General features: G+C 44.4%; 17 protein-coding genes and 1 riboswitch. Of the genes, 14 read left to right on the top strand and 3 right to left on the bottom strand.

Features of this window, described 5'->3' with window-relative positions:
* The 8 genes from ACKI5G_RS04550 to thiC form a co-directional block, all read left to right on the top strand.
* Nucleotides 1-1,222: ethanolamine ammonia-lyase reactivating factor EutA (locus ACKI5G_RS04550; protein ID WP_407398072.1), on the top strand; the 1,222-nt coding region annotated here is incomplete at its 5' end.
* 15 nt (nucleotides 1,223-1,237) lie between these two features.
* On the top strand, nucleotides 1,238-2,635 hold the full coding sequence (locus ACKI5G_RS04545) for an ethanolamine ammonia-lyase subunit EutB (RefSeq protein ID WP_407398070.1): 1,398 nt from the start codon (nucleotides 1,238-1,240) through the stop codon (nucleotides 2,633-2,635).
* Entirely contained in the window at nucleotides 2,632-3,405 is a 774-nt protein-coding gene (gene eutC / locus ACKI5G_RS04540; protein WP_407398068.1) for an ethanolamine ammonia-lyase subunit EutC, read from the top strand. Before ACKI5G_RS04545 ends, eutC begins: the two co-directional genes overlap by 4 nt.
* A gap of 12 nt (nucleotides 3,406-3,417) precedes the next feature.
* The gene (locus ACKI5G_RS04535; protein WP_407398066.1) at nucleotides 3,418-4,449 is read left to right on the top strand and encodes a nicotinate-nucleotide--dimethylbenzimidazole phosphoribosyltransferase; all 1,032 of its coding nucleotides are present in this window, start codon (nucleotides 3,418-3,420) and stop codon (nucleotides 4,447-4,449) included.
* A gap of 28 nt (nucleotides 4,450-4,477) precedes the next feature.
* Nucleotides 4,478-5,050 (top strand): histidine phosphatase family protein, encoded by a 573-nt coding sequence (locus ACKI5G_RS04530; RefSeq protein ID WP_407398064.1) that lies wholly within the window; start codon nucleotides 4,478-4,480, stop codon nucleotides 5,048-5,050.
* Complete coding sequence (locus ACKI5G_RS04525; RefSeq protein WP_407398062.1) at nucleotides 5,050-5,649, top strand: uridine kinase; 600 nt, start codon at nucleotides 5,050-5,052, stop codon at nucleotides 5,647-5,649. Before ACKI5G_RS04530 ends, ACKI5G_RS04525 begins: the two co-directional genes overlap by 1 nt.
* Nucleotides 5,650-6,081: 432 nt before the next feature.
* A complete protein-coding gene (gene trpD / locus ACKI5G_RS04520; RefSeq protein ID WP_407398060.1) occupies nucleotides 6,082-7,107 on the top strand; it encodes an anthranilate phosphoribosyltransferase in 1,026 nt (341 codons plus the stop codon).
* A gap of 68 nt (nucleotides 7,108-7,175) precedes the next feature.
* A riboswitch (TPP riboswitch) is annotated at nucleotides 7,176-7,281 on the top strand.
* A gap of 98 nt (nucleotides 7,282-7,379) precedes the next feature.
* Nucleotides 7,380-8,693: a phosphomethylpyrimidine synthase ThiC gene (gene thiC / locus ACKI5G_RS04515; RefSeq protein ID WP_407398058.1), complete on the top strand. Its 1,314-nt coding sequence runs from the start codon at nucleotides 7,380-7,382 to the stop codon at nucleotides 8,691-8,693.
* Between the two features lie 97 nt (nucleotides 8,694-8,790).
* On the opposite strand, the gene ACKI5G_RS04510 is transcribed toward thiC, so the two are convergent.
* A complete protein-coding gene (locus ACKI5G_RS04510; protein WP_407398056.1) occupies nucleotides 8,791-9,153 on the bottom strand; it encodes an ArsR/SmtB family transcription factor in 363 nt (120 codons plus the stop codon).
* Between the two features lie 225 nt (nucleotides 9,154-9,378).
* Here ACKI5G_RS04510 and ACKI5G_RS04505 point away from each other — a divergent pair, with 225 nt between their 5' ends.
* Together ACKI5G_RS04505 and ACKI5G_RS04500 are read left to right on the top strand one after the other, a co-directional pair.
* The gene (locus ACKI5G_RS04505; RefSeq protein ID WP_407398054.1) at nucleotides 9,379-9,600 is read left to right on the top strand and encodes a cation transporter; all 222 of its coding nucleotides are present in this window, start codon (nucleotides 9,379-9,381) and stop codon (nucleotides 9,598-9,600) included.
* A 35-nt stretch (nucleotides 9,601-9,635) separates the two neighbouring features.
* Nucleotides 9,636-11,540: a heavy metal translocating P-type ATPase gene (locus ACKI5G_RS04500; protein ID WP_407398052.1), complete on the top strand. Its 1,905-nt coding sequence runs from the start codon at nucleotides 9,636-9,638 to the stop codon at nucleotides 11,538-11,540.
* Between the two features lie 231 nt (nucleotides 11,541-11,771).
* On the opposite strand, the gene ACKI5G_RS04495 is transcribed toward ACKI5G_RS04500, so the two are convergent.
* On the bottom strand, nucleotides 11,772-12,275 hold the full coding sequence (locus tag ACKI5G_RS04495) for a hypothetical protein (RefSeq protein WP_407398050.1): 504 nt from the start codon (nucleotides 12,273-12,275) through the stop codon (nucleotides 11,772-11,774).
* An 82-nt stretch (nucleotides 12,276-12,357) separates the two neighbouring features.
* A complete protein-coding gene (locus ACKI5G_RS04490) occupies nucleotides 12,358-14,445 on the bottom strand; it encodes a methyl-accepting chemotaxis protein (protein ID WP_407398048.1) in 2,088 nt (695 codons plus the stop codon).
* A 194-nt stretch (nucleotides 14,446-14,639) separates the two neighbouring features.
* Between ACKI5G_RS04490 and ACKI5G_RS04485 the strand changes: the two genes are divergently transcribed.
* The 4 genes from ACKI5G_RS04485 to ACKI5G_RS04470 all read left to right on the top strand — a co-directional run bounded on the left by ACKI5G_RS04485 (nucleotide 14,640) and on the right by ACKI5G_RS04470 (nucleotide 20,080).
* Entirely contained in the window at nucleotides 14,640-16,688 is a 2,049-nt protein-coding gene (locus tag ACKI5G_RS04485; RefSeq protein ID WP_407398046.1) for a methyl-accepting chemotaxis protein, read from the top strand.
* A 310-nt stretch (nucleotides 16,689-16,998) separates the two neighbouring features.
* Nucleotides 16,999-18,330 carry an ATP-binding protein gene (locus ACKI5G_RS04480; protein WP_407398044.1) on the top strand — a complete coding sequence of 444 codons (1,332 nt, stop codon included), beginning with the start codon at nucleotides 16,999-17,001 and terminating at the stop codon, nucleotides 18,328-18,330.
* 128 nt (nucleotides 18,331-18,458) lie between these two features.
* Nucleotides 18,459-18,881: a MarR family winged helix-turn-helix transcriptional regulator gene (locus ACKI5G_RS04475; RefSeq protein ID WP_407398042.1), complete on the top strand. Its 423-nt coding sequence runs from the start codon at nucleotides 18,459-18,461 to the stop codon at nucleotides 18,879-18,881.
* Nucleotides 18,878-20,080: an MFS transporter gene (locus ACKI5G_RS04470; RefSeq protein ID WP_407398040.1), complete on the top strand. Its 1,203-nt coding sequence runs from the start codon at nucleotides 18,878-18,880 to the stop codon at nucleotides 20,078-20,080. Before ACKI5G_RS04475 ends, ACKI5G_RS04470 begins: the two co-directional genes overlap by 4 nt.
* Nucleotides 20,081-20,302: the final 222 nt, after the last annotated feature.

The raw sequence follows: 20,302 nt of genomic DNA, 5'->3' as shown, positions 1-20,302 counted from the left end.
CGCTCTAAGGTCCATTTTGCAAAAGGAATATGAGCAGGCGGGAATAAGTCGTCAGGATATTTCCACGGGAGCTGTAATCATAACTGGTGAAACCTCCCGTAAGGAAAATGCCCAGCAGGCACTGGAGGGCCTTTCAGCAGAAGCAGGTGAATTCGTGGTGGCTGAGGCCGGTCCGGATTTGGAATCCGTTTTGGCGGGTTTCGGCTCTGGGGCCGCAGCTGCTTCCAGGGTTTGGGAAGGAGCGGTTATCAATTTTGATATTGGTGGGGGTACCACCAATGCTGCAGTATTTTGCAATGAGGAAATACAGGATTCCTTTGCTTTGGACATAGGCGGACGCCTGGTACGGTTGGATAAGGAGGGGACAGTCACTTATATTTCTGACCGCCTTATACCGCTGATCAATGAAATGTCCCTGCCCCTGAAAATAGGTGACAGGGTGGAGCTGAATATTCTGAAGCAGCTTACGGATGTATTGGCCATGGTACTTCTGCATATTTGTCGGGGGCAGGAATTAACTGCTGCGGAACAAAAATTGTTCATTAATCATGGTATAGAAAATAAAAAATATAAACGGGTAATGTTTTCTGGTGGTGTGGCTGAATGTATTTATGACAGTTCATTGGATGGAGACTATGTTGATATCCATGGCGTAAATAAATATGGGGACATTGGGCCCCTTTTGGGGGAATCTATCCGTCAGATGTTCAGTCAGGAGGATGAGATTATCGTACTTGAGCCACGGGAAAAGATTCGGGCCACGGTTATTGGTGCTGGCAGCTATTCAGTGCGTATTAGTGGCAGTACAGTGATTATGGATGATGGCTGTGTGCCTTTGAAAAATATCCCGGTGCTGCGTCTGGACCATACGGAACAGGAGCATGAGATACAGGAGGAATATAAAATAAAGCGGCGTCTTTATCCTCAGTCTCAGCAGGTGGCCATAGCCTTTGCAGGGAAAAGGGCCCCTGCATACAAGACAGTTAAGGCAATAGCCAGGGCCCTGGCGGATATCACAAGAAATGAGGGGGATATTCTTTTGGTTATTGTGGAACATGATTTTGCAAAGGCCTTGGGAATGCTGCTTCGACAGTTTGCCAGCCAGTGTCATATTATTTGTTTGGATCGTATTCATGCTACGGAGGGAGATTATGTGGATGTGGGGAAATCTGTATCCGGCATAGTCCCTGTGGCGGTGAAGACATTGATATTCAAGAGCTGAAGGTAGGTTAGTTATATGAGATTAAAAACGACATTGTTTGGCCACACTTATGCCTTTAAGGATGTGAAGGAGGTATTGGCCAAGGCAAATGAGGAAAAATCTGGGGACATATTGGCCGGAGTGGCTGCAGAGTCTACTGTGGAAAGAATTGCCGCCAAGACGGTATTGGCTGATATGACCTTGGAGGATTTGCGAAATAATCCAGTGGTTCCCTATGAAGATGATGACATAACCAGAGTGGATCAGGATTCAGTGGATGATGAGGTCTTTGGTCGCATAAAGGCAATGCCTGTAGGAGAATTCCGGGAATTTTTGCTATCAGCCCCAGAGAAGGAAATTGCTGCTGTTCGTCCGGCATTAACCTCGGAAATGGTGGCTGCTGTCGCCAAGCTCATGTCAAATATGGATTTGGTATATGCCGCCAAGAAAATGCATGTGGAGGCCACCTGCAATACTACTATTGGTAAGCCGGGAACTTTATCCTCCAGGTTACAGCCAAATCATGCCACTGATGATGTGGCGGGAATAATGGCTTCAGTTATGGAGGGTATCAGCTATGGTGTAGGGGATGCGGTAATAGGTCTAAATCCGGCAGTGGATGCTATAGATAGTGTGGCGGATATCCTTAAGGAATTTAAGGAATTCATGTATAAATGGGATATTCCGACACAGAACTGCGTATTGGCCCATGTTACTACCCAGATGAAGGTTCTGGAAAAGAATCTGGCCCCAATGGATTTAATGTTTCAAAGCCTTGCGGGCTCCGAGGTGGCCAGTCGTGCCTTTGGTATAAATGTTGCATTGATGGATGAGGCATATGCCATTATGAAGGAAAGGAAAAGTTCAACGGGCCCTAATTTCATGTATTTTGAGACAGGTCAGGGCTCTGAGCTGTCGGCGGATGGAAATCACGGTGCAGACCAGCTGGTGATGGAGGCCCGTTGCTATGCCTTTGCCAAGCGGTATAATCCGTTTTTGGTAAATACAGTGGTTGGTTTTATCGGCCCTGAGTATCTCTACGATGGCCGTCAGATGATTCGGGCGGGGCTGGAGGACCATTTTATGGGCAAGCTCACCGGTATTCCTATGGGCTGTGATGTGTGTTATACCAACCACATGCGGGCAGACCAGAATGATTTGGAAAATTTGGCCATGATGCTGACTATGGCTGATTGCAACTACATCATGGGAATTCCGGCAGGGGATGATGTAATGCTCATGTATCAGACCACTAGCTACCATGATGCTGCAGCGTTACGCAGATTAAGCGGAAAGCATACAATCGCTCCATTTGAAAAACGTATGAAGGAGCTGGGGATATTTGATGAGCTGGGAAATCTTTCACAGATTGCCGGTGATCCGTCATTGTTCATCAGCAGGGAGCAGGAAATGCATTTAAGGAGTGCCGTATGATGAAAGAAGAATTTGTACCTGATGTATCCTTGCCGGAGGTTAAGGATAAGGTGTTAATTGATAACCCCAAAAGTCTGGAGCTGGTAAAGCGTCTGAAAAAGACCACCAACGCAAGACTGGGAGTGGGGCGGGCCGGAGACCGCTTCAAGACTGAAACATTACTAAAATTTAGGGCCGATCATGCTATTGCGCAGGATGCAGTCTGGACGGAGATAGATGAATCGCTTGTGAATGAAATGGGCTTTTATAAGGTTCAGACCATGGTCAACAGCAAGGAGGAATATGTCAGAAGGCCGGATTTGGGACGTATTTTTTCAGCGGAAACTACTGAGGCCATAAAAAGGGATTGTATTCATCAGCCTGATGTGCAGATAATCGTTGCGGACGGCCTCAGCGGATTTGCTATCAATGCCAATCTGAAGGATATGTATGCCATTATGATGGATGGATTCAGAGAGAAAAAATACAAGGTAGGAACCCCCATATTTGTCCGCTACAGCCGTGTAGCCACCATGGACAGAATCAGTGAGGCCCTGGGAGCCAAGGTTACAATACAACTAATTGGGGAAAGACCGGGACTGGCCACTGGGGAAAGCATGAGTGTATATATGGCTTATGAATCCAGTCCAAAGAAGCCAGAATCCCAGCGCACAGTGGTATCAAACATTTACAGCAATGGTATACCACCCATTGAGGCCGGAGCCCAGGTAGTTCATTTGACGGAAATTCTCATGAGGGAGAAGAAAAGTGGTGTTGAGCTGAAAATCTAAGGAGGCAAAATTATGGTACAGATGGATGAAGCAGCAAGATTAACCTCAAGGATGGCAGTACCTAAAAAGAGTCTGGGCCTGTTGGAGCTTCAGATACAGAAGCTGATGCGGGCATGGAAGACAATACAATTTGATCTTAGGCCTTTTCATTTTATTTTTGCGTCAGATAATGGTATAGTGGAAGAAGGTGTAGTGCGTCAATCTCAGGATATAACATTTCTGCAGGCCAGGAATATGATGCTGGGGCTGTCAACTATCAGCTGTTTTTGCCAGTCCAATAATATCCCATGGTTGGTGGTGGATGTAGGAATCAATCGTGAGGAGTCAGTAGGGCTTAACCGCAAGGTTCGTCAGGGAACAAGAAATTTTTTGAAGGAACCGGCCATGACGGCAGAGGAGTTTCAAAGAGCCTATGACGCTGGCTGTGAACAGGTGGATGAGGCAGTGAGGCAGGGACACAATATACTGTCTTTTGGGGAGATGGGGATAGGAAACACCACCTCCTCCTCGGCAGTGCTCCATGCCCTTTCTGGCATTTCCGCAGAATTTATCGTAGGATACGGTGCTAATCCAGCCTTTCCTGAGGTTATTCAGCGCAAGCGGCAGGTTATAGCTGATGCAGTGAGGAAATATAAGGAATTTCTGAGAACTCCACAGGATATAATTCGCTATGTGGGTGGCTTCGATATTGCAGCCCTGTGTGGTGCCATGGTCAGATGTGGGGAGCTGCGCATTCCATTTGTACTTGATGGCTTTATTACGGCGGTGGCCTTTGCCTGTGCTGCCAAAATTCATCCTGATGTTCCACGTGTAATGATACCATCTCATCTTTCCAAGGAGCCAGGGATGAAATACGCTTTGGCCATGGGGGGCATTAATGAAGATGAGGTGCCTATCAGAGCTGGTTTGGCTTTGGGTGAGGGTACAGGTGCTATTTTGGAGCTGAATATATTGCGTACAATGCTTTATACAGTGGCCCATATTGATCAGATGGACCATCTGGAGGCTGAAGCTATGGAAGCCTGTCGGGCAAAATCGTCATAATAATTGATAAGTTAAGCGGGTGATAATAATGGCAACCTATTTGGTAAGACATGGAGAATCTGAAGGAAATTGCCATAAGGGGTATTATGGCAGGCTGGATACTCTTTTGACGGAGCAGGGCATGGCTCAGGCCAGAGAGGCCGCACAAGAGCTTTCAGAGTTGCTGAAGGATAATTCTGCCCATGAGGTGGCCATTTTCACCAGCCCTTTACAGCGGGCTTTTAGGACAGCCTGTATTTTGGAGGAGAATCTGGAGCTTCCTTGCCGTATAGAGGTGGTGCCTTATTTGACGGAAATAGATTTTGGTCGTTGGGAAGGCATGGATTATGAGGAAATAAAGGAGAAATATCCGGATGAATGCCTTGAGTGGCAAGAGGATTGGGTTAATTTCCGATTTCCTCAGGGGGAGAGCTTCAAAAAATTTTATCAGCGCGTTGAATGGTGCTGGAAAGGCCTCGAACGGAAAATAACCGATTTTAAAGGTGATGCTGTGGTGGTATCACATGGCGGGGTATTAAAAGTAATACGGCTTATTAATGAAAATCGTCCCATGGATGATTTCTGGAAGCTGAAATTTTCCTTGGGAGAGGTACAGCATTAATGAAAGAAAATTACAGTATATCATCAGCAAGCATATTGAATAGAATTCATTCCTTGATGGAAAGGTATAGGGATAAGCGGGTAATTATAGCCATTGATGGTAGGTGTGGTGCCGGAAAAACTACATTGGCCCAGTATTTAGAGACACAAACCAGTGCCACGGTATTTCACATGGATGACTTTTTTTTGCGGCCGGAGCAGCGGACAACAGAACGGCTGAGTACGCCGGGGGAAAATGTGGACCATGAGAGATTTCTGGTTGAGGTATTGGAGCCTTTAATACAAGGCGTAGTAGAGCTTCCGTATCAGAGATTTGACTGTAAAACCCAGTCCTTGCAAAAAAGTATTGTCTTGAAACCGGGTAAACTGTGTATAGTGGAGGGTTCCTACAGCTGCCATCCTTCCTTGGTTAAGCTATATGACTATCGCATTTTTATGACGGTGTCTCCCGAGGAACAGCTGGAGCGTATTATTAGGAGAAATGGCCCTGATGCAGCCAAAATATTTGCATCCCGTTGGATTCCATTGGAGGAAAGGTATTTTTCTATGTGCGCTGTAGAAGGACAATGCGACTACACTATCAATACTGGGGAAATGTAAAGTAACATTTACCTTGACATTTTTTGTGTTTTGCTGTTTAATACTAACAGGTTCAAAAAAATATTGAACAAACCTATGATGTGGAGATCAAGCAAAAGGGGCACTCACAGAGAGTCCGGGAAGCTGGGAGCCGGATAGAACGCTGATTTGTAAATGGACCACAGAGGGCGCGATGAAATGCGCGGATAATTATTCCTTGCAGAGTATCTCGTGACGTGTAGGCATACGTTAGTTGCCGGGGATATGATGGTATCCTGCTGAGTGTGTGAAGTCGCAAATCTAGGTGGCACCACGGGAATAGTTTATTCTCGCCCTTGACGATAATTGATGTCGTTGAGGGCGTTTTTATTTGCCCACACTTCGGTCAGGCTGCTGGAAGGAAAGCAGTTAAGAGCTTTCAGAAGTTTGTTTTATTTGAAAGGAGACCCCAAAATGATTAGAGAAGCAATTGAAAAAATCGTGAGAAAAGAGGACCTGACCTATGATGAGGCGTACACAGTAATGAATGAAATTATGAAGGGGCAGACCTCCCAGACCCAGAACGCTGCCTTTTTAGCCGCCCTGTCCACCAAGAGCACCAGAGCAGAAACCATAGCGGAAATTTCCGGCTGTGCAGCAGCTATGCGTGAGCTGGCTACTCCGGTTCCACACCCTGGACTTAAGGTGCTGGAAATCGTTGGTACCGGCGGTGACCGTTCTAATACCTTTAATATTTCTACTACCTCTGCCTTTGTTATTGCGGCAGCTGGGGTAAAGGTGGCAAAGCACGGCAATAGGGCGGCTTCATCCAAATCCGGTACGGCAGATGTACAGGAGGCCCTTGGGGTAAATATTCAACAGAGTCCTGAAAAGGCATTGGAGATGCTTAAAGGCTGTGGTATGTGCTTCCTTTTTGCTCAGAAATATCATAGTGCAATGAAGTATGTTGGCCCTATCCGCAAGGAGCTGGGCTTCAGAACCGTATTTAATATTCTTGGTCCATTGACTAATCCAGCTAACCCAGACTTTTTCCTCCTGGGTGTTTACGATGAATACCTGGTGGAGCCGGTAGCCAAGGTTTTGGATAAGCTGGGGGTAGCCAATGCCGTGGTGGTTCACGGTAAGGATCGTTTGGATGAGGTATCTCCAAGTGCTCCGACCACTGTATGCGAGCTCAAGGATGGATATTATCGTACCACACAGATTTGCCCTGAAGATTTCGGATTGGTGCGTGGAACCAAGGATGAATTGGTGGGAGGCACTGCCGAGGAAAATGCTGAGATTACCAAGGGGGTTCTTTCTGGTAAGATACAGGGGACAAAGCGTAATGCTGTGCTGATGAATGCCGGTCTGGCTCTTTATGTGGCTCAGGCTGCACCGACCATGCAGGCTGGTATTGACCTGGCGGCTGAAATGATTGACAGCGGTAAGGCTTATAAGACCATGGAGGCATATATAGCCCAGTCCAATGAGGCTTAAAATTCGTATGATGTTTTTGTGAATATAGTTGCAATATGCTGTAAACAATGTTATAGTCAAAATGACAACAATATAGCAAGGGGAGCGAAAATGCTGAGAGGTGTGGCTGTGATACCACACGACCCTTAACCTGATTTGGATAATGCCAACGTAGGAATGCTGACAAAGTAACTCATAGGTAGCACCATGGTAGCTTTGAAACACATATAGATTAAGAATAAGGCAGTGTCCGGTCGGGCACTGTCTTTTTATTATGGGGAGGGTAAATTGAAATGAAACGAGAGTATGCAACACAAATGGAGGCGGCCAGAAAGGGGATCATCACGCCGGAGATTGAGGCTGTGGCCAAAAAGGAAAACAGGGATATTTCCTTTATTATGGATATGGTGGCCCAGGGGAAGGTGGCAATTCCTGCCAATGTAAATCATAGGAGCCTTGTGCCAAATGGAGTAGGCAGTATGCTGAAAACCAAGATAAATGTTAATCTTGGTGTATCAAGGGACTGCAAGGACTATGATATAGAAATGCAAAAGGTTATGAGCGCCGTTAATCTGGGAGCAGAGGCTATTATGGATCTATCCTCCCATGGGAATACCCAGCCCTTCAGACAGAAGCTGTGCCGCGAATGCCCAGCCATGGTGGGGACTGTGCCGGTTTATGATGCGGTGATTCACTATCAGAGGGATTTGGCTACTCTTACGGCTAAGGATTTTGTGGATGTGGTCAGACTTCATGCTGAGGATGGCGTGGATTTTGTCACTCTCCATTGTGGTATTACCAGAAAGACTATTGACCGGATTCGTAAGGGAGAACGGAAGATGAATATCGTTTCCCGGGGCGGATCTCTTGTTTTTGCTTGGATGTCCATGACGGGAGAGGAAAATCCTTTCTACGAATATTATGATGAGATTTTGGATATTTGCCGTGAATACGATGTAACGGTAAGCCTTGGAGATGCCTGTAGGCCAGGCTGTCTGGCTGATGCCACTGATGGAGTGCAGATTGAGGAGCTTATCCGCCTGGGGGAGCTCACCCAGCGGGCTTGGGACAAGGATGTGCAGGTCATGGTGGAGGGCCCTGGTCATGTGCCTATGGATCAGATAGCCGCCAATATGAAGGTGCAGCAAACTATATGTAAGGGAGCCCCATTTTACGTTTTGGGTCCTTTGGTTACGGATATTGCTCCGGGATATGATCATATTACTGCTGCCATTGGTGGTGCCATCGCCGCCATGAGTGGCGCAGCTTTTTTATGCTATGTGACACCGGCAGAGCATTTGGCCTTGCCTGATGTAGATGATGTAAGACAGGGAATCATTGCCAGCAAAATAGCTGCCCATGCAGCGGACATTGCCAAAGGTTTGCCGGGGGCCCGTGATCAGGATGACCGCATGGCAGATGCCAGAAGAAAGCTGGATTGGGAGGCACAGTATAAGGAGGCATTGGACCCGGAAACAGCCAAGGCTATCCGCGACTCACGGGCACCCGAGGATGACCATGCAGATACCTGCAGCATGTGCGGTAAATTCTGCGCCGTCCGGTCAATGAACAAGGCTTTGGCAGGGGAAGTAATTGATATATTGTAACGAGTTCAAAGGTATATCCCATATAGCTGAAATTTAAAAGACCATGTAGGAGCTTTAATCTCTTACATGGTCTTTGGTTTCTTTCATCAGTATTATTTTACTGGTCGCAGCAGTTGATTTCGGCGATTTCTTCAATGGTGTGGTGCAGTTTATTTACCATTGGGGTATCAGCAGCGGTATAGTATACCTCCTTGCCATCACGGCGGGTAGTTACCAGACCGGTGTTTTTTAGAACCCGCAGATGATGAGATACGGCTGGGGAAGACATATTCATAAAGGCTGCAATATCCACCACACATTCTTCGGTGTGACAAAGCAGCCAAAATATACGTAATCTGGTAGGGTCACCAAGCTGCTTCATGGCCTCTGCTACTGCGGCAATGGTACATTCTGCGGGCATATTTTCAAATATAAATTGTTCTTCTTCATGGCTATGGTGGTTATGGGGAAGTGTAGTCATGGATAAAGCACTCCTTCTACTGGAATAACGGTCTCAATATTACGTTTTAATTAATTATAGCAGAAATCAACGATTAAGCAAAAGTTTAATTATTAACTTGACAACGATTAAGCAATCGTTTAATATATAGACAAAGAAAACAATTAAATATCTGCTTAATTGTTTACACTATTAGATAACTGTTAAGTGGATGCAGGTAGGAAAAAGAAAGAGAGGAATTTTATTATGAAGAAGACCTATAAGATTGAAGTGGATTGTGCTAACTGTGCTGCTAAGATGGAGGAGGCAGCCAATAAGGTTGATGGCGTTAAGGCTGCTTCTGTAAACTTCATGGCTTTGAAGATGAAGGTTGAATTTGAAGATGGGGTTGAGCCAGCTGATGTTATGAAAAATGTATTGGCTGATTGCCGCAAGGTGGAACCAGACTGCGAAATCTTCTTTGAATAAATAAGAGCAGCATTAGGCTGTAAGGGGAGATTGCCATGAATGAAAAACAAAAACAAAATCTGATACGCATTGCCATCACCTCCGTTATTATGATTGCCTTAAATTTTATCGAGGCTGATGGAATGTTCAGGTTTACCTTATATATTATTCCATATTTTATAATTGGACATGATATATTGATAAAGGCTGTGAAGGGGATCAGAAATCGTCAGCCCTTTGACGAAAATCTGTTGATGGCCATTGCCACTTTAGGGGCCATTGCCCTGGCATTGTATCGTAGTGGTGATTATGTAGAGGCCATTGCGGTAATGTTGTTTTATCAGATTGGCGAATGGTTCCAAAGCTATGCTGTGGGCAAGAGTCGTAAGGATATTGCAGACTTAATGGATATTGCTCCGGATTATGCCAACATGGAAAATGAGGATGGTCAGCTGGAGCAGGTAGATCCCGATGATGTGGAAATTGGTTCCGTAATCGTTGTAAAACCTGGTGAAAGAGTTCCAATTGATGGGATTGTGGTAGAAGGTCATTCTACTTTAAATACGGCAGCTCTTACTGGTGAATCTCTTCCTAGGGATGTTGAGCCAGGTAATGAAATAATTTCCGGTAGTATCAATTTAAATGGCTTGCTGAAGGTACGTACCACCAAGGAATTTGGTGAGTCTACGGCCTCAAAAATCCTTGAGCTTATTGAGGATGCAGGCTCGAGAAAGTCAAAGTCAGAGGAATTTATTACTAAGTTTGCCAGGGTATATACTCCTATTGTAGTATGGGCAGCTATCGCCTTGGCCGTATTTCCACCAGTGGTTTTAACTGTTATGAACAGTGAACCAATGTGGGGGGAGTGGCTGTATCGGGCCTTGACCTTCCTGATAATCAGTTGCCCTTGTGCATTGGTTATATCGATTCCTTTATCTTTCTTTGCGGGATTAGGGGCGGCCAGTCGTCATGGCATCTTGGTAAAGGGGTCCAATTATATGGAGACCCTGTCGAAAACCAAGACAGTTGTGTTTGATAAAACTGGTACCTTGACTAAGGGCACCTTTAGTGTGGTGGCTATTCATCCGGAAAAGCTTGATGAAAACCAGCTTCTCCATTTGGCAGCCCATGTGGAGCGTTATTCATCCCATCCTATTGCCCTTTCTCTATTGGAGGCCTATCCTAATGAGCATGATGATTGCCGTATAGAAAATACGGAAGAAATTGCCGGACGTGGTATTAAGGCCCTTATTAATGGTGATACGGTTTGCGTAGGAAATGCCCGTATGATGGATGACCTTGGCATTAATTGGAAGCCTTGTGAGCATAGTGGCACTATAGTCCATGTGGCTATTAATGGTGAATATGAGGGGCATATTGTGGTAGCTGATACCCCTAAGCCACATAGCAGGGCAGCTATAAAAGCACTTAAAGCCCAGGGAATCCGTGAAACCATTATGCTGACTGGTGATGCAAAGGCTGTAGCTGATGTTGTTGCAGCAGAACTTGGCCTTGATCAGGTAAGAAGTGATTTGTTGCCTCAGGATAAGGTTAGTGAGGTGGAGAAGCTGCTTGCTGGTAAACGCAGTGAGGATGAAGCTCTGGCCTTTGTGGGCGACGGTATTAATGATGCACCGGTGCTTTCCAGGGCAGATATCGGTATTGCCATGGGAGCTATGGGCAGTGATGCAGCCATAGAAGCCGCCGATGTGGTGTTAATGGATGATGATCCATTTAAGATTGCCACAGCCATCCGCGTGTCCCGTAAGTGCCTCAGAATTGTAAAGGAGAATATCTGGTTTGCAATTGGTATTAAGGTATTGGTTTTGGTTGCCGGTGCCCTTGGCTTTGCCAGCATGTGGGCAGCTATATTTGCCGATGTTGGTGTGGCAGTACTGGCTATCCTTAATGCCATGAGGTGTATGTATATTAAGGCTCAGCAGCCAGAGACAGTATCATAAAACAATATATTGTAAAACGAGCAGGGGTATTACCTCCAGCACGGATTAAGATCTAAAATTATTTTTTACATTATTGTTAATAGCGATAAAAATTATAACTCGCTTCGCTCAAACAAATAATTTTTATCACTAATGCAGGTTTGTAAAAAATAATTTCTTAAAGATCTAAATCCTATTGCTGTTGGCAATTACCCCTGCTCTTTGTATTTTAGTAAAATGCTTTTTTATATATTATTCTATCCTTACTCTAAATGAAAGAATAGGGTCATTTAAATTGCCTAATATTTCTCCCTCTGGCAGCCATTCCTTGGACCAGCCCTGATTCTTGATGCGTCCCTTATAGGATACTGACCATAAATCACCTCTCCAGCTCCCTAAGGATATTTGCATACCATCAATAGGCTTTCCGTAGATACCGGCAGTGGTTCCGTTCATGGCCCAGCCAGTCCATTCACCATTCTGTACGTGAACACGATACATGACATACATGTGGCGGCCTGTGAGAAACTGTACCCGTATGGCATCAATGGTTTGGGTACCATAAGGGTCACCGGCGGCTTCACCGTCATTGGCCCGGTCTGACCAGCCCTTTTCCAGAGTGTGGGCATAATACTGGATCAGGGGGCGGTCACCGATATCATCAAGGTCCCCCCAGCCCCATCCCCAGGCAAAACAGCTGGATATAGATAATAGCATAAAGCTGAATGTCAAAAGCATAACTTTGATTTTATCCATAATAATCTCTCCTTTCTATAAGAATATCGAAGAAAAATGCCGGCCCCAAAAGGAACCGGCAATTTTTTACATTAGAAGTTGATTAAATACCAAGCTCGATGTTGCGGATGGTTTCCTGCAGAACCTTGAGCTTTTCAGTAACTGTAGCATTAACACTGTCCAGATCATTGATAACCTGAGTGGACTTGGAAATTTGATCCAGACTATGCTGCAGACTGTCGTGAACGGAAGCCACCTGCTTGGAGAAGCGCTGATCAAACTCGTCAATTTTGGTCTCAAATTCCTTGTTCTTGGCAAGAATAGTATCAATGGCCTTAACATCATTTACCAGAGTATTGATAGCTTCATCGGAGCTTTGAACGCTTTCCTGGGTACTCTTGGATAACTTACCAACCTCCTGGGCTACAACGGCGAAGCCACGGCCATGCTCACCGGCACGGGCGGCCTCGATGGCAGCGTTGAGGGCCAGCAGATTAATCTGGGAAGAAATATCCGTAATAATTTGCATTACATCATTTATCTTTTCAGTGCTGGAGCTTAAGAGCTTCAGCTTTGGTGTAATTTCTGAATTGCGTTCCAACAGCTGGTTGAAATAGGAACCCTGCTCGTCAATACCGCCAGAAAGCTCATGCATGGAATCCTTCACCGCATCAACATCCTTGGACATCTGGGAAATGGTGCGGATAATGGATGGCAGGCTCTGCTGATATTCGTCAAAGAGGTCAAGCACCTGATCCTTAAGTACGCCTACACGCTGCTGACGGGCAATTACACGGGTGAGGAAGAATTCCTGGCAAGCCGCATAATGACCGGCAAAATAATCCAGATACTGATCGTGGAAGGATGTCCCGTTTGGTTCATAGTAGAAGAAAATAGCTGTTAATGTTTCGTTCATGTGAAGCCCACTGATTTCGCCAAAGCTGGAAAAACCGGCCACAGGATATTCGTTGAACATATCAATGTGCTTGATCTCTTCAGGATAACCCAGACGGCGGAGTATACAGTCATTTAAGATAGCACCAATTGGAGCAGGCTTGCCTTGATTAAACTCTCTCACAGCATTTTTGAGGTCATTTTCCAGGCCTACACGTTTCATAAGATAAAGGCGCTCGCCGGATTCAATATCACAGAAGAAATTGATGCGGTAATTTGTTTCATCAATACTAGAAATGGAACGGATAAAGTTTTCGCCTTTAATATCGGTGGCGAAGGTGTATTCCTGCATCTTGGCGTTAAGTTCAGATACACTGGAGCAGTCCAGCTCTCTCTTAAGGGCATCAATGAATGGAATAGTATTGCCGTTGTTGTCTTCTACAGTGGAAATGTAACGCAGGGCAGAGTTGGCGTTTACTACATCGAAGTATTTGCCCACTCTTTCAACGGCCTGAGTCTTCAAAATACCATAGCGGTAATTTTTGGAGGTGTGAACGATAACGGCTACGGCAACATTTTCCAAAACCTGGCTATCGTTGTATATATAGGTGTGCTGGAAATCAAGTAAACCGGCGGCACTGCCCCCAATAAAAGGAATAGGGAACATACCATTTTGGTAAAATGCCTGCATAACGAAGGATTCGCAGTTGGAAAGTCCATCGATATACAAAAGTCCAAAGGTGTGATTAACATTCATGCGGAATGGAATCTTATGCTTGTCAATTTCCTGCTGCATTCTTCTGACACGCTCTTCAACGCTCATGTCAACGCGACCTTGACGCAGATCATCATTAGGCAGTTTGATGGTCATGATGTACATGTTGTCGATCATGCGGCGGGAGAATACTTGAAGCAAAACCTTGCGGCGATTGTCTGGTGCCTCACAATATAAAGTACGGCTGCTGGCTGTTCTGCACAGCTCACCGGATGTGGTTAATAAAATCAGCTTGGCATTTGGAGGCAATATGCCCTTTATGCTGGAAGCAACATCGTTCATGTCGTTATCTGGGGAAACATAGCCGATAACCAGTGCAGGCCCTTCGGCAACGTCAAAGAGGGGAGTTAATACTGAAGAATTCAGCTCGTTAGTGGACAGATAAGCTACCTTGGTATCTGGAGTGGAAGAAGCACTGGCAGTAGGCGTAGCTGCAGGACGAACTGCCTTAGGAGCTATTCGTTCTGCTGGTGATGGTGTATCATCTTTAGGCTTTTTGGACTGAAATAAACTATCGAACATGTTCTTTGACCTCCTGTATAAAACATAACTATTTTACCTATATCATTATGCTAATTAAAATTCGTGAAAATATGTGTATTTCCTTCTTTTTATTGTGAAAAAAATAAAGATTGATTAACGTAACTAATTTACTTTTTGTGAAAAAATGGTTAACATGGATGGTAGGAAGGAATAAAAAGGAAAGGATTTTTTTTATGAACAGCATTAATTTACAGCAAAATAGTAATGTCCGTACAGTAAAAGCAGAGATTTTAATGTATGTGTTGCCTATTGTAATTATAGGCCTGGTGATTATGTCTGGTATAATCTTCAAGTATGTGGGAAGTACCTTTGAGGATCAATTGATACGCAGCTCTCTGAACAATGCCCAGGAGGTATCTGATGGCGTTTCGGCCTGGCTGGAGACCCGTATGCTGGAGACTCAAAATTCAGCTAATATTCCAGCGGCCAAAGCCTTGAAGGATAATCCTACGGGGATGAATGAGAACAATAAATATCGTCTTGCTCTCATGAACAAAATTTATCCGGGGGTTTATGACTCCGTCAGCTGGGGCCCTTTTGATGGCTCTGGTGTATTGTACGGTGAGACAAAGTCCGGCTTTAAGGAAATGCACAATGCTGATAAGGCATGGTACAAGGAGACTATGACTGGTGCCAAGGATTCATTTATGGCCTCCCCTGTAATTTCCCAGGCTACTGGTAAGATTATTGTTAATTCTATTGCTCTGGCAAAGGATAATAATGGGCAGAATGTAGGCATGGTATTGGCTGCTATCTATGTTGATGCAGTTATGGAGAAGGTAAGTGACTTTAGACTTGGTGAAAAGGGCTACAGTCTTTTGGTTTCCAAGGAAGGTACTTATATCGTAAATCCTGATGAAGAAGCCATTATGAAGAAAAAGATTTCTGAGGATAATGACCCTGAAATCAAGGCATTGGGTGAAAAAATGCTCTCCGGTGATGCCGGCGTCTATAAGTTTACCAATAAAGACGGCGATGATATGATTGCCTTCTATAACCCAATTAAGGCCACTGGCTGGGGTATGGCAACCATTGCATATCAGGATGAGCTGTTTGCCCCCGTAAGCAATGTACTTAAAATCATGGTGGGAATAAGCCTGCTTCTTACGGTTTTGATTTCCTTGGGAGTTCTTGTCACTGTAAATAAAGCCATGGCACCTCTTGCAGTTATGATGGATGAAATACATCTTTTGGCAGCAGGTGATTTCCGTAATCGTCCAAGCCGTATTACTTCCAATAACGAGTTGGGAGCTTTGGCTGCGGCGGTTCGTGAAATGCGTCAGGGCGTAAGCAATGTAATGAAGCAGGTTAGCGGTTCCTCGGATAGTTTGGCGGCCGCCGCTGAGGAACTGAATGCCACTACTGAGCAGTCGGCCCAGGCATCAAATCAGGTGGCAAACTCCATCGTAAATGTCGCACAGGGTACCAGTGAGCAGCTGGAAGCAGTCAGCTCTACTGGCATGGCTATTGAGGAGCTGAATGATACCATTCAAACTGTGGCAGGGGAAGCCGATGCAGCAGCAGCCCATGGCCGTGAGGCAGCTGAGGTAGCCCGTGATGGTGGCAAGACTTTGGAACAGGCCATTGGACAGATTAAGCGTATCGAACAGAGCACCAATGAGTCTACAGAAGTAGTTACTGCTTTGGGTGAGCGCTCTGCTGAAATTGGTCAGATTGTGGATACCATTTCCAATATTTCCGCACAGACTAATCTGTTAGCTCTCAATGCGGCTATTGAGGCTGCCCGTGCCGGTGAGCATGGACGGGGATTTGCCGTAGTAGCAGATGAGGTGCGTAAGTTGGCTGAGTCCTCTCAGGAGGCTGCCAACCAGATTGCCGATCTTATCCAGCAGACCCGCAAGGATACTGACAATGCCGTTGCTGGTATGCAGGCGGGCAGCAAAGAGGTGCAGATTGGCACACAAAATATTATCAGCATGGGTGAAAGCTTCCGTAAGATTATTGAAATCGTTGAGACAGTTTCCGGGCAGGTTCAGCATATTTCCTCTGCTATCAGCGGTATGGCTGCCAATGGCGAAGAAGTTATGGGACATATTAGAACCATTGGTGATGCCAGCAGGAAGGCTGCTGAGGAAGCTGAGACCGTATCTGCTGCAACGGAGGAGCAAAGTGCCAGTGTAATGGAGATTTCCAATGCATCCGATAGCCTTTCCAAGATGGCAATGGAGCTGCAGAATGAAATCAGCAAGTTCAAGCTGTAAATCAATGCGAGTGATATGTGTGTGTAAAATATTATAGGATCGGGCCTTCCCTTCGGGGAGGGCTTTTTCTTTGCGATAGAAATATGTTTTGCAGCAAGGATTTTATGCAGTTTTCCAAGCAAATAGGTTACGATTTTATGCATTTTCTCGATGAAAGATGCTACGATTTTATGCAATTTTTTATAAAAATATAGTACGATTTTATGTAAAAAGTTGACTTTTCCTTTGGAAGAGCTATAAAATTTATTGTAAGGAATAGGGCTTGGCCGTTGTTATCATGTAAATATTGAAATCATAAGGATATGGTATTATGTTAAAGAGAAAAATATATTCAAAATTATTGGAGTGGAAAGAAAAACGTCATAAGGAAGGCCTAAAAAAATGTTTGCTTATAAAAGGGGCTAGACAGGTAGGCAAGACCTTTATTATTAAGGAATTTGGTAAAAATGAATATGAATCATTTATAAATATTGATTTTTACAGGCAGAAACCGCTAAAACATATTTTTGAGGGAGAGTTATCCTCAGAAGAAGTGTATAAGAGAATGACGGCAAATATTCCTGATATCAAATTAATTCCAGGGCAAACATTAATTTTTTTGGATGAGATACAATGCTGCGGAAATGCGAGAACTGCACTTAAATTTCTGTCTGAGGATATGCGGTTTGATGTAATTGCTTCCGGTTCGTTGTTGGGACTTTCATACGGTGAAGATGCAGACGAGGAAGTAGAAGAACCTGTGTCTCTTCCAGTAGGATATGAAACTCAATTGATGATGTATTCCTTGGATTTTGAAGAATTTCTATGGGCATACGGATATGATTCTGCTGCTATATACGACTTGAAAAAATATATGGGTACAGATAATCAGATTCCAGAAGTTATTCATAACAAGTATGAAGCATTATTTAGGGAGTATATGGTAGTAGGGGGAATGCCTGAGGTCGTTGTTGATTTTGCTGAACACAAGGACTTTAATCGGGTTATGGAAATTCAGCAAAATATCATAGCACTTTATCAGGATGATATTTCCAAACATGCAAAAGGGAGAGAAAAGTCACTGGTCAGAATGTGCTATGATGCTGTGCCTAGACAGCTGGCAAAGGAATTAAAAAAATTTCAGTATTCGACGGTAGAAAAAGGCCAAACCAGAAGAAAATATGGTGGCAGTATAAAATGGCTGAAGGATTCATGTCTGGTAAATGCCTGCTATAATGTTTCGGAGCCATATATACCCCTCATGGCAAATTCGAAAGAGGAACAATTCAAGCTGTACATTAATGATACAGGCCTGCTTACCTGCATGTACGGATTTGAAACCAAAAGGGCTATTTTAAACAATACAATAAAGGGAAATGCCCGAGGCGGTATTTATGAAAATATCATTTCAGAATGCTTGGTAAAACGCGGCTATACCTTGCATTATTACAAGCCGGATGACAACCATGAACTGGAATTTTTAATTGAAAAGGCGGGTGAGGTTGTTCCAATAGAAGTAAAGGCCGGAAATACAGCATCAGTTTCTTTAAATAATTTTATTAATGACTTTTCACCAAGTATTGCATATAAATTAATATCAAATAGAAATGGGCGCTCTGGTGTAAAGGAAACCTTGCCCCATTTTTTTGTAATGTTCATGTAGCTATCCATAATATAAAAATATCACATTGACAATAATACGTTATCGTACTAATATAAAGTACGTTAACGTATTATTTTTATGAGATCATCATGAAAGCTATATAAATACAAAAAGGAGGTAGAATCACGATGCAGATAGATGATACATTGGGCTATCTGATTTGTCGAACGGCCAGGAGGATTCACCGTCACACTGAAAAACTGTTTAGTCCATATGGCCTTACTGTGGAGCAGTGGGTGGCGATGAAGATATTAGCTGAGAATCCGGATATCAGCCAAAAAGAATTGTCCGGACAAATGAAACGAGACCCAAATACAGTGAAGGCGATTGTGGATAGACTGATTAAAAAGGATTATGTAAAAAGGGAGCCAAATCTGGTTGATCGCCGTGCCTTTCTCCTACAACTGACCATGTCCGGCAAGCAGCTTGTGGATAAACTGGCAGCGGCGGATGAACGGGAAAACCGGCAGTTAGAGCTGGAATTGGGTGAGGCTGATACAGCAAATATGAAGAAAATGTTACTAAAGATAGAGGAAATGATCAGGGAATGAATAAACTTTGGACAACGGAATTTATTAGTATGGGAGGCTGCAACTTTCTGGTATTTATGAGCCAGTATATTATGATTGCAGCTTTGCCAATTTTTATTATGGACAATTTGCAGGGAGGAGAATTGGAAGCCGGCATGGCTATGACTTTTTTCCAGATTGGTACTGTGGCCTGTCGCCCATTGGCTGGAAAAATGATTGACAGTATAAATAAACGCTCGCTGATGCTGGTGGCGACGCTTTGTTTCGGATTAATTATGTTGGGGTTCAATTTTTTTCAGACACTTACCGGGATTTATAGCTTGCGCTTACTTCATGGTGTTATTTTTGCTATTGCAACTACGGCAGCTGCAGCTATGGCCGCTATGGTTTTACCTGCGGATCGAAAGGGTGAGGGCATTGGCTATTTTGCCTTGACCACGAATTTGGCCATGGTTGTAGGTCCTTTGCTGGGACTGGTAATTATCGGCAACTGGGGAGCAGAGATGTTTTTTCCATTTATGGTGATGCTGGCATTATTAACTTTTGGGGTGGCGAATCATCGACGACTGCCAGATGCAGTTATTTTGCCTGCTGAAAAGCAGCACCATGGTATTTCTATCAGTGATTTTATTGAACGCAAGTCCGTGGCAATGTCTTCCATTGGTGGTCTGGTATTCTTTGCGTACGGTGGTGTACTGACATTTATTCCCCTTTATGCAAAATCATTGGGGCTGCAGCAGGAAACCAGTATGTTCTTTGCCGTATTTGCCACAGTCATTGTACTGACCAGGCCTATCGTTGGAAAAATATTTGATACAAAGGGACCGGATTATACGATATACCCCGGGTTTATTTGTTTCGCTTTGGGGATGATTATTTTTGGTCAGATCTCTACAATGCTGGGGCTTCTAGTGTCGGCTGCAATATTAGGTGTAGGCTTTGGCGCCTTGAGTCCGGCTTTTCAGACATTGGCTATCCAAAGTGCACCTATGGAGCGTAGCGGTGTGGCTACAGCTACCTATTTCTGGTCATTGGATATTTGTGTCGGGCTGGCAGCTGGCCTTTTGGGGCTGGTTGCAGCAGGCTATGGTTATACCTTTATGTATAGTGTGGTTTGCACTGGTGTTATTGCAGCAGCCGCAGTTTGCTATTTCGTTTGGAACAGGTATCAGCAGGGAGCTATGGCAATGATGAGCAAAATATTTCCGGTGAGGAATTAATTGTTGTTTTCAAAAATCACTGCTTTAAAGTGTAAAATGTGTGTGATTATATATAGGATGGGCCCTCCCTTAGGGGAGGGCTTCAGACTGTAGACAAATAAACAAGCCTGCCCCCATTAATGGTATAATTAACATTAATGGGGGCATGTTTTATGTATAGAAAGAAAAACCGTGAATTACAGTCACAAATCCAATTCATATCACTTGAAGACCTTGTTCCTA

This window comes from Anaerovibrio sp., from assembly GCF_045637405.1.
Taxonomy (GTDB): Bacteria; Bacillota; Negativicutes; order Selenomonadales; family Selenomonadaceae; genus Anaerovibrio.
The sequence above is the reverse complement of the archived record's forward strand: the minus strand, read 5'-3'. Positions and strand labels throughout refer to the sequence as shown.

Bases quoted from the DNA above. Each gene is read 5' to 3' on its own strand.
- ACKI5G_RS04545 (WP_407398070.1), top strand. From the start codon at position 1,238: ATGAGATTAAAAACGACATTGTTTGGCCACACTTATGCCTTTAAGGAT.
- eutC (WP_407398068.1), top strand. From the start codon at position 2,632: ATGATGAAAGAAGAATTTGTACCTGATGTATCCTTGCCGGAGGTTAAG.
- ACKI5G_RS04535 (WP_407398066.1), top strand. From the start codon at position 3,418: ATGGTACAGATGGATGAAGCAGCAAGATTAACCTCAAGGATGGCAGTA.
- ACKI5G_RS04530 (WP_407398064.1), top strand. From the start codon at position 4,478: ATGGCAACCTATTTGGTAAGACATGGAGAATCTGAAGGAAATTGCCAT.
- ACKI5G_RS04525 (WP_407398062.1), top strand. From the start codon at position 5,050: ATGAAAGAAAATTACAGTATATCATCAGCAAGCATATTGAATAGAATT.
- trpD (WP_407398060.1), top strand. From the start codon at position 6,082: ATGATTAGAGAAGCAATTGAAAAAATCGTGAGAAAAGAGGACCTGACC.
- thiC (WP_407398058.1), top strand. From the start codon at position 7,380: ATGAAACGAGAGTATGCAACACAAATGGAGGCGGCCAGAAAGGGGATC.
- ACKI5G_RS04510 (WP_407398056.1), bottom strand. From the start codon at position 9,153: ATGACTACACTTCCCCATAACCACCATAGCCATGAAGAAGAACAATTT.
- ACKI5G_RS04505 (WP_407398054.1), top strand. From the start codon at position 9,379: ATGAAGAAGACCTATAAGATTGAAGTGGATTGTGCTAACTGTGCTGCT.
- ACKI5G_RS04500 (WP_407398052.1), top strand. From the start codon at position 9,636: ATGAATGAAAAACAAAAACAAAATCTGATACGCATTGCCATCACCTCC.
- ACKI5G_RS04495 (WP_407398050.1), bottom strand. From the start codon at position 12,275: ATGGATAAAATCAAAGTTATGCTTTTGACATTCAGCTTTATGCTATTA.
- ACKI5G_RS04490 (WP_407398048.1), bottom strand. From the start codon at position 14,445: ATGTTCGATAGTTTATTTCAGTCCAAAAAGCCTAAAGATGATACACCA.
- ACKI5G_RS04485 (WP_407398046.1), top strand. From the start codon at position 14,640: ATGAACAGCATTAATTTACAGCAAAATAGTAATGTCCGTACAGTAAAA.
- ACKI5G_RS04480 (WP_407398044.1), top strand. From the start codon at position 16,999: ATGTTAAAGAGAAAAATATATTCAAAATTATTGGAGTGGAAAGAAAAA.
- ACKI5G_RS04475 (WP_407398042.1), top strand. From the start codon at position 18,459: ATGCAGATAGATGATACATTGGGCTATCTGATTTGTCGAACGGCCAGG.
- ACKI5G_RS04470 (WP_407398040.1), top strand. From the start codon at position 18,878: ATGAATAAACTTTGGACAACGGAATTTATTAGTATGGGAGGCTGCAAC.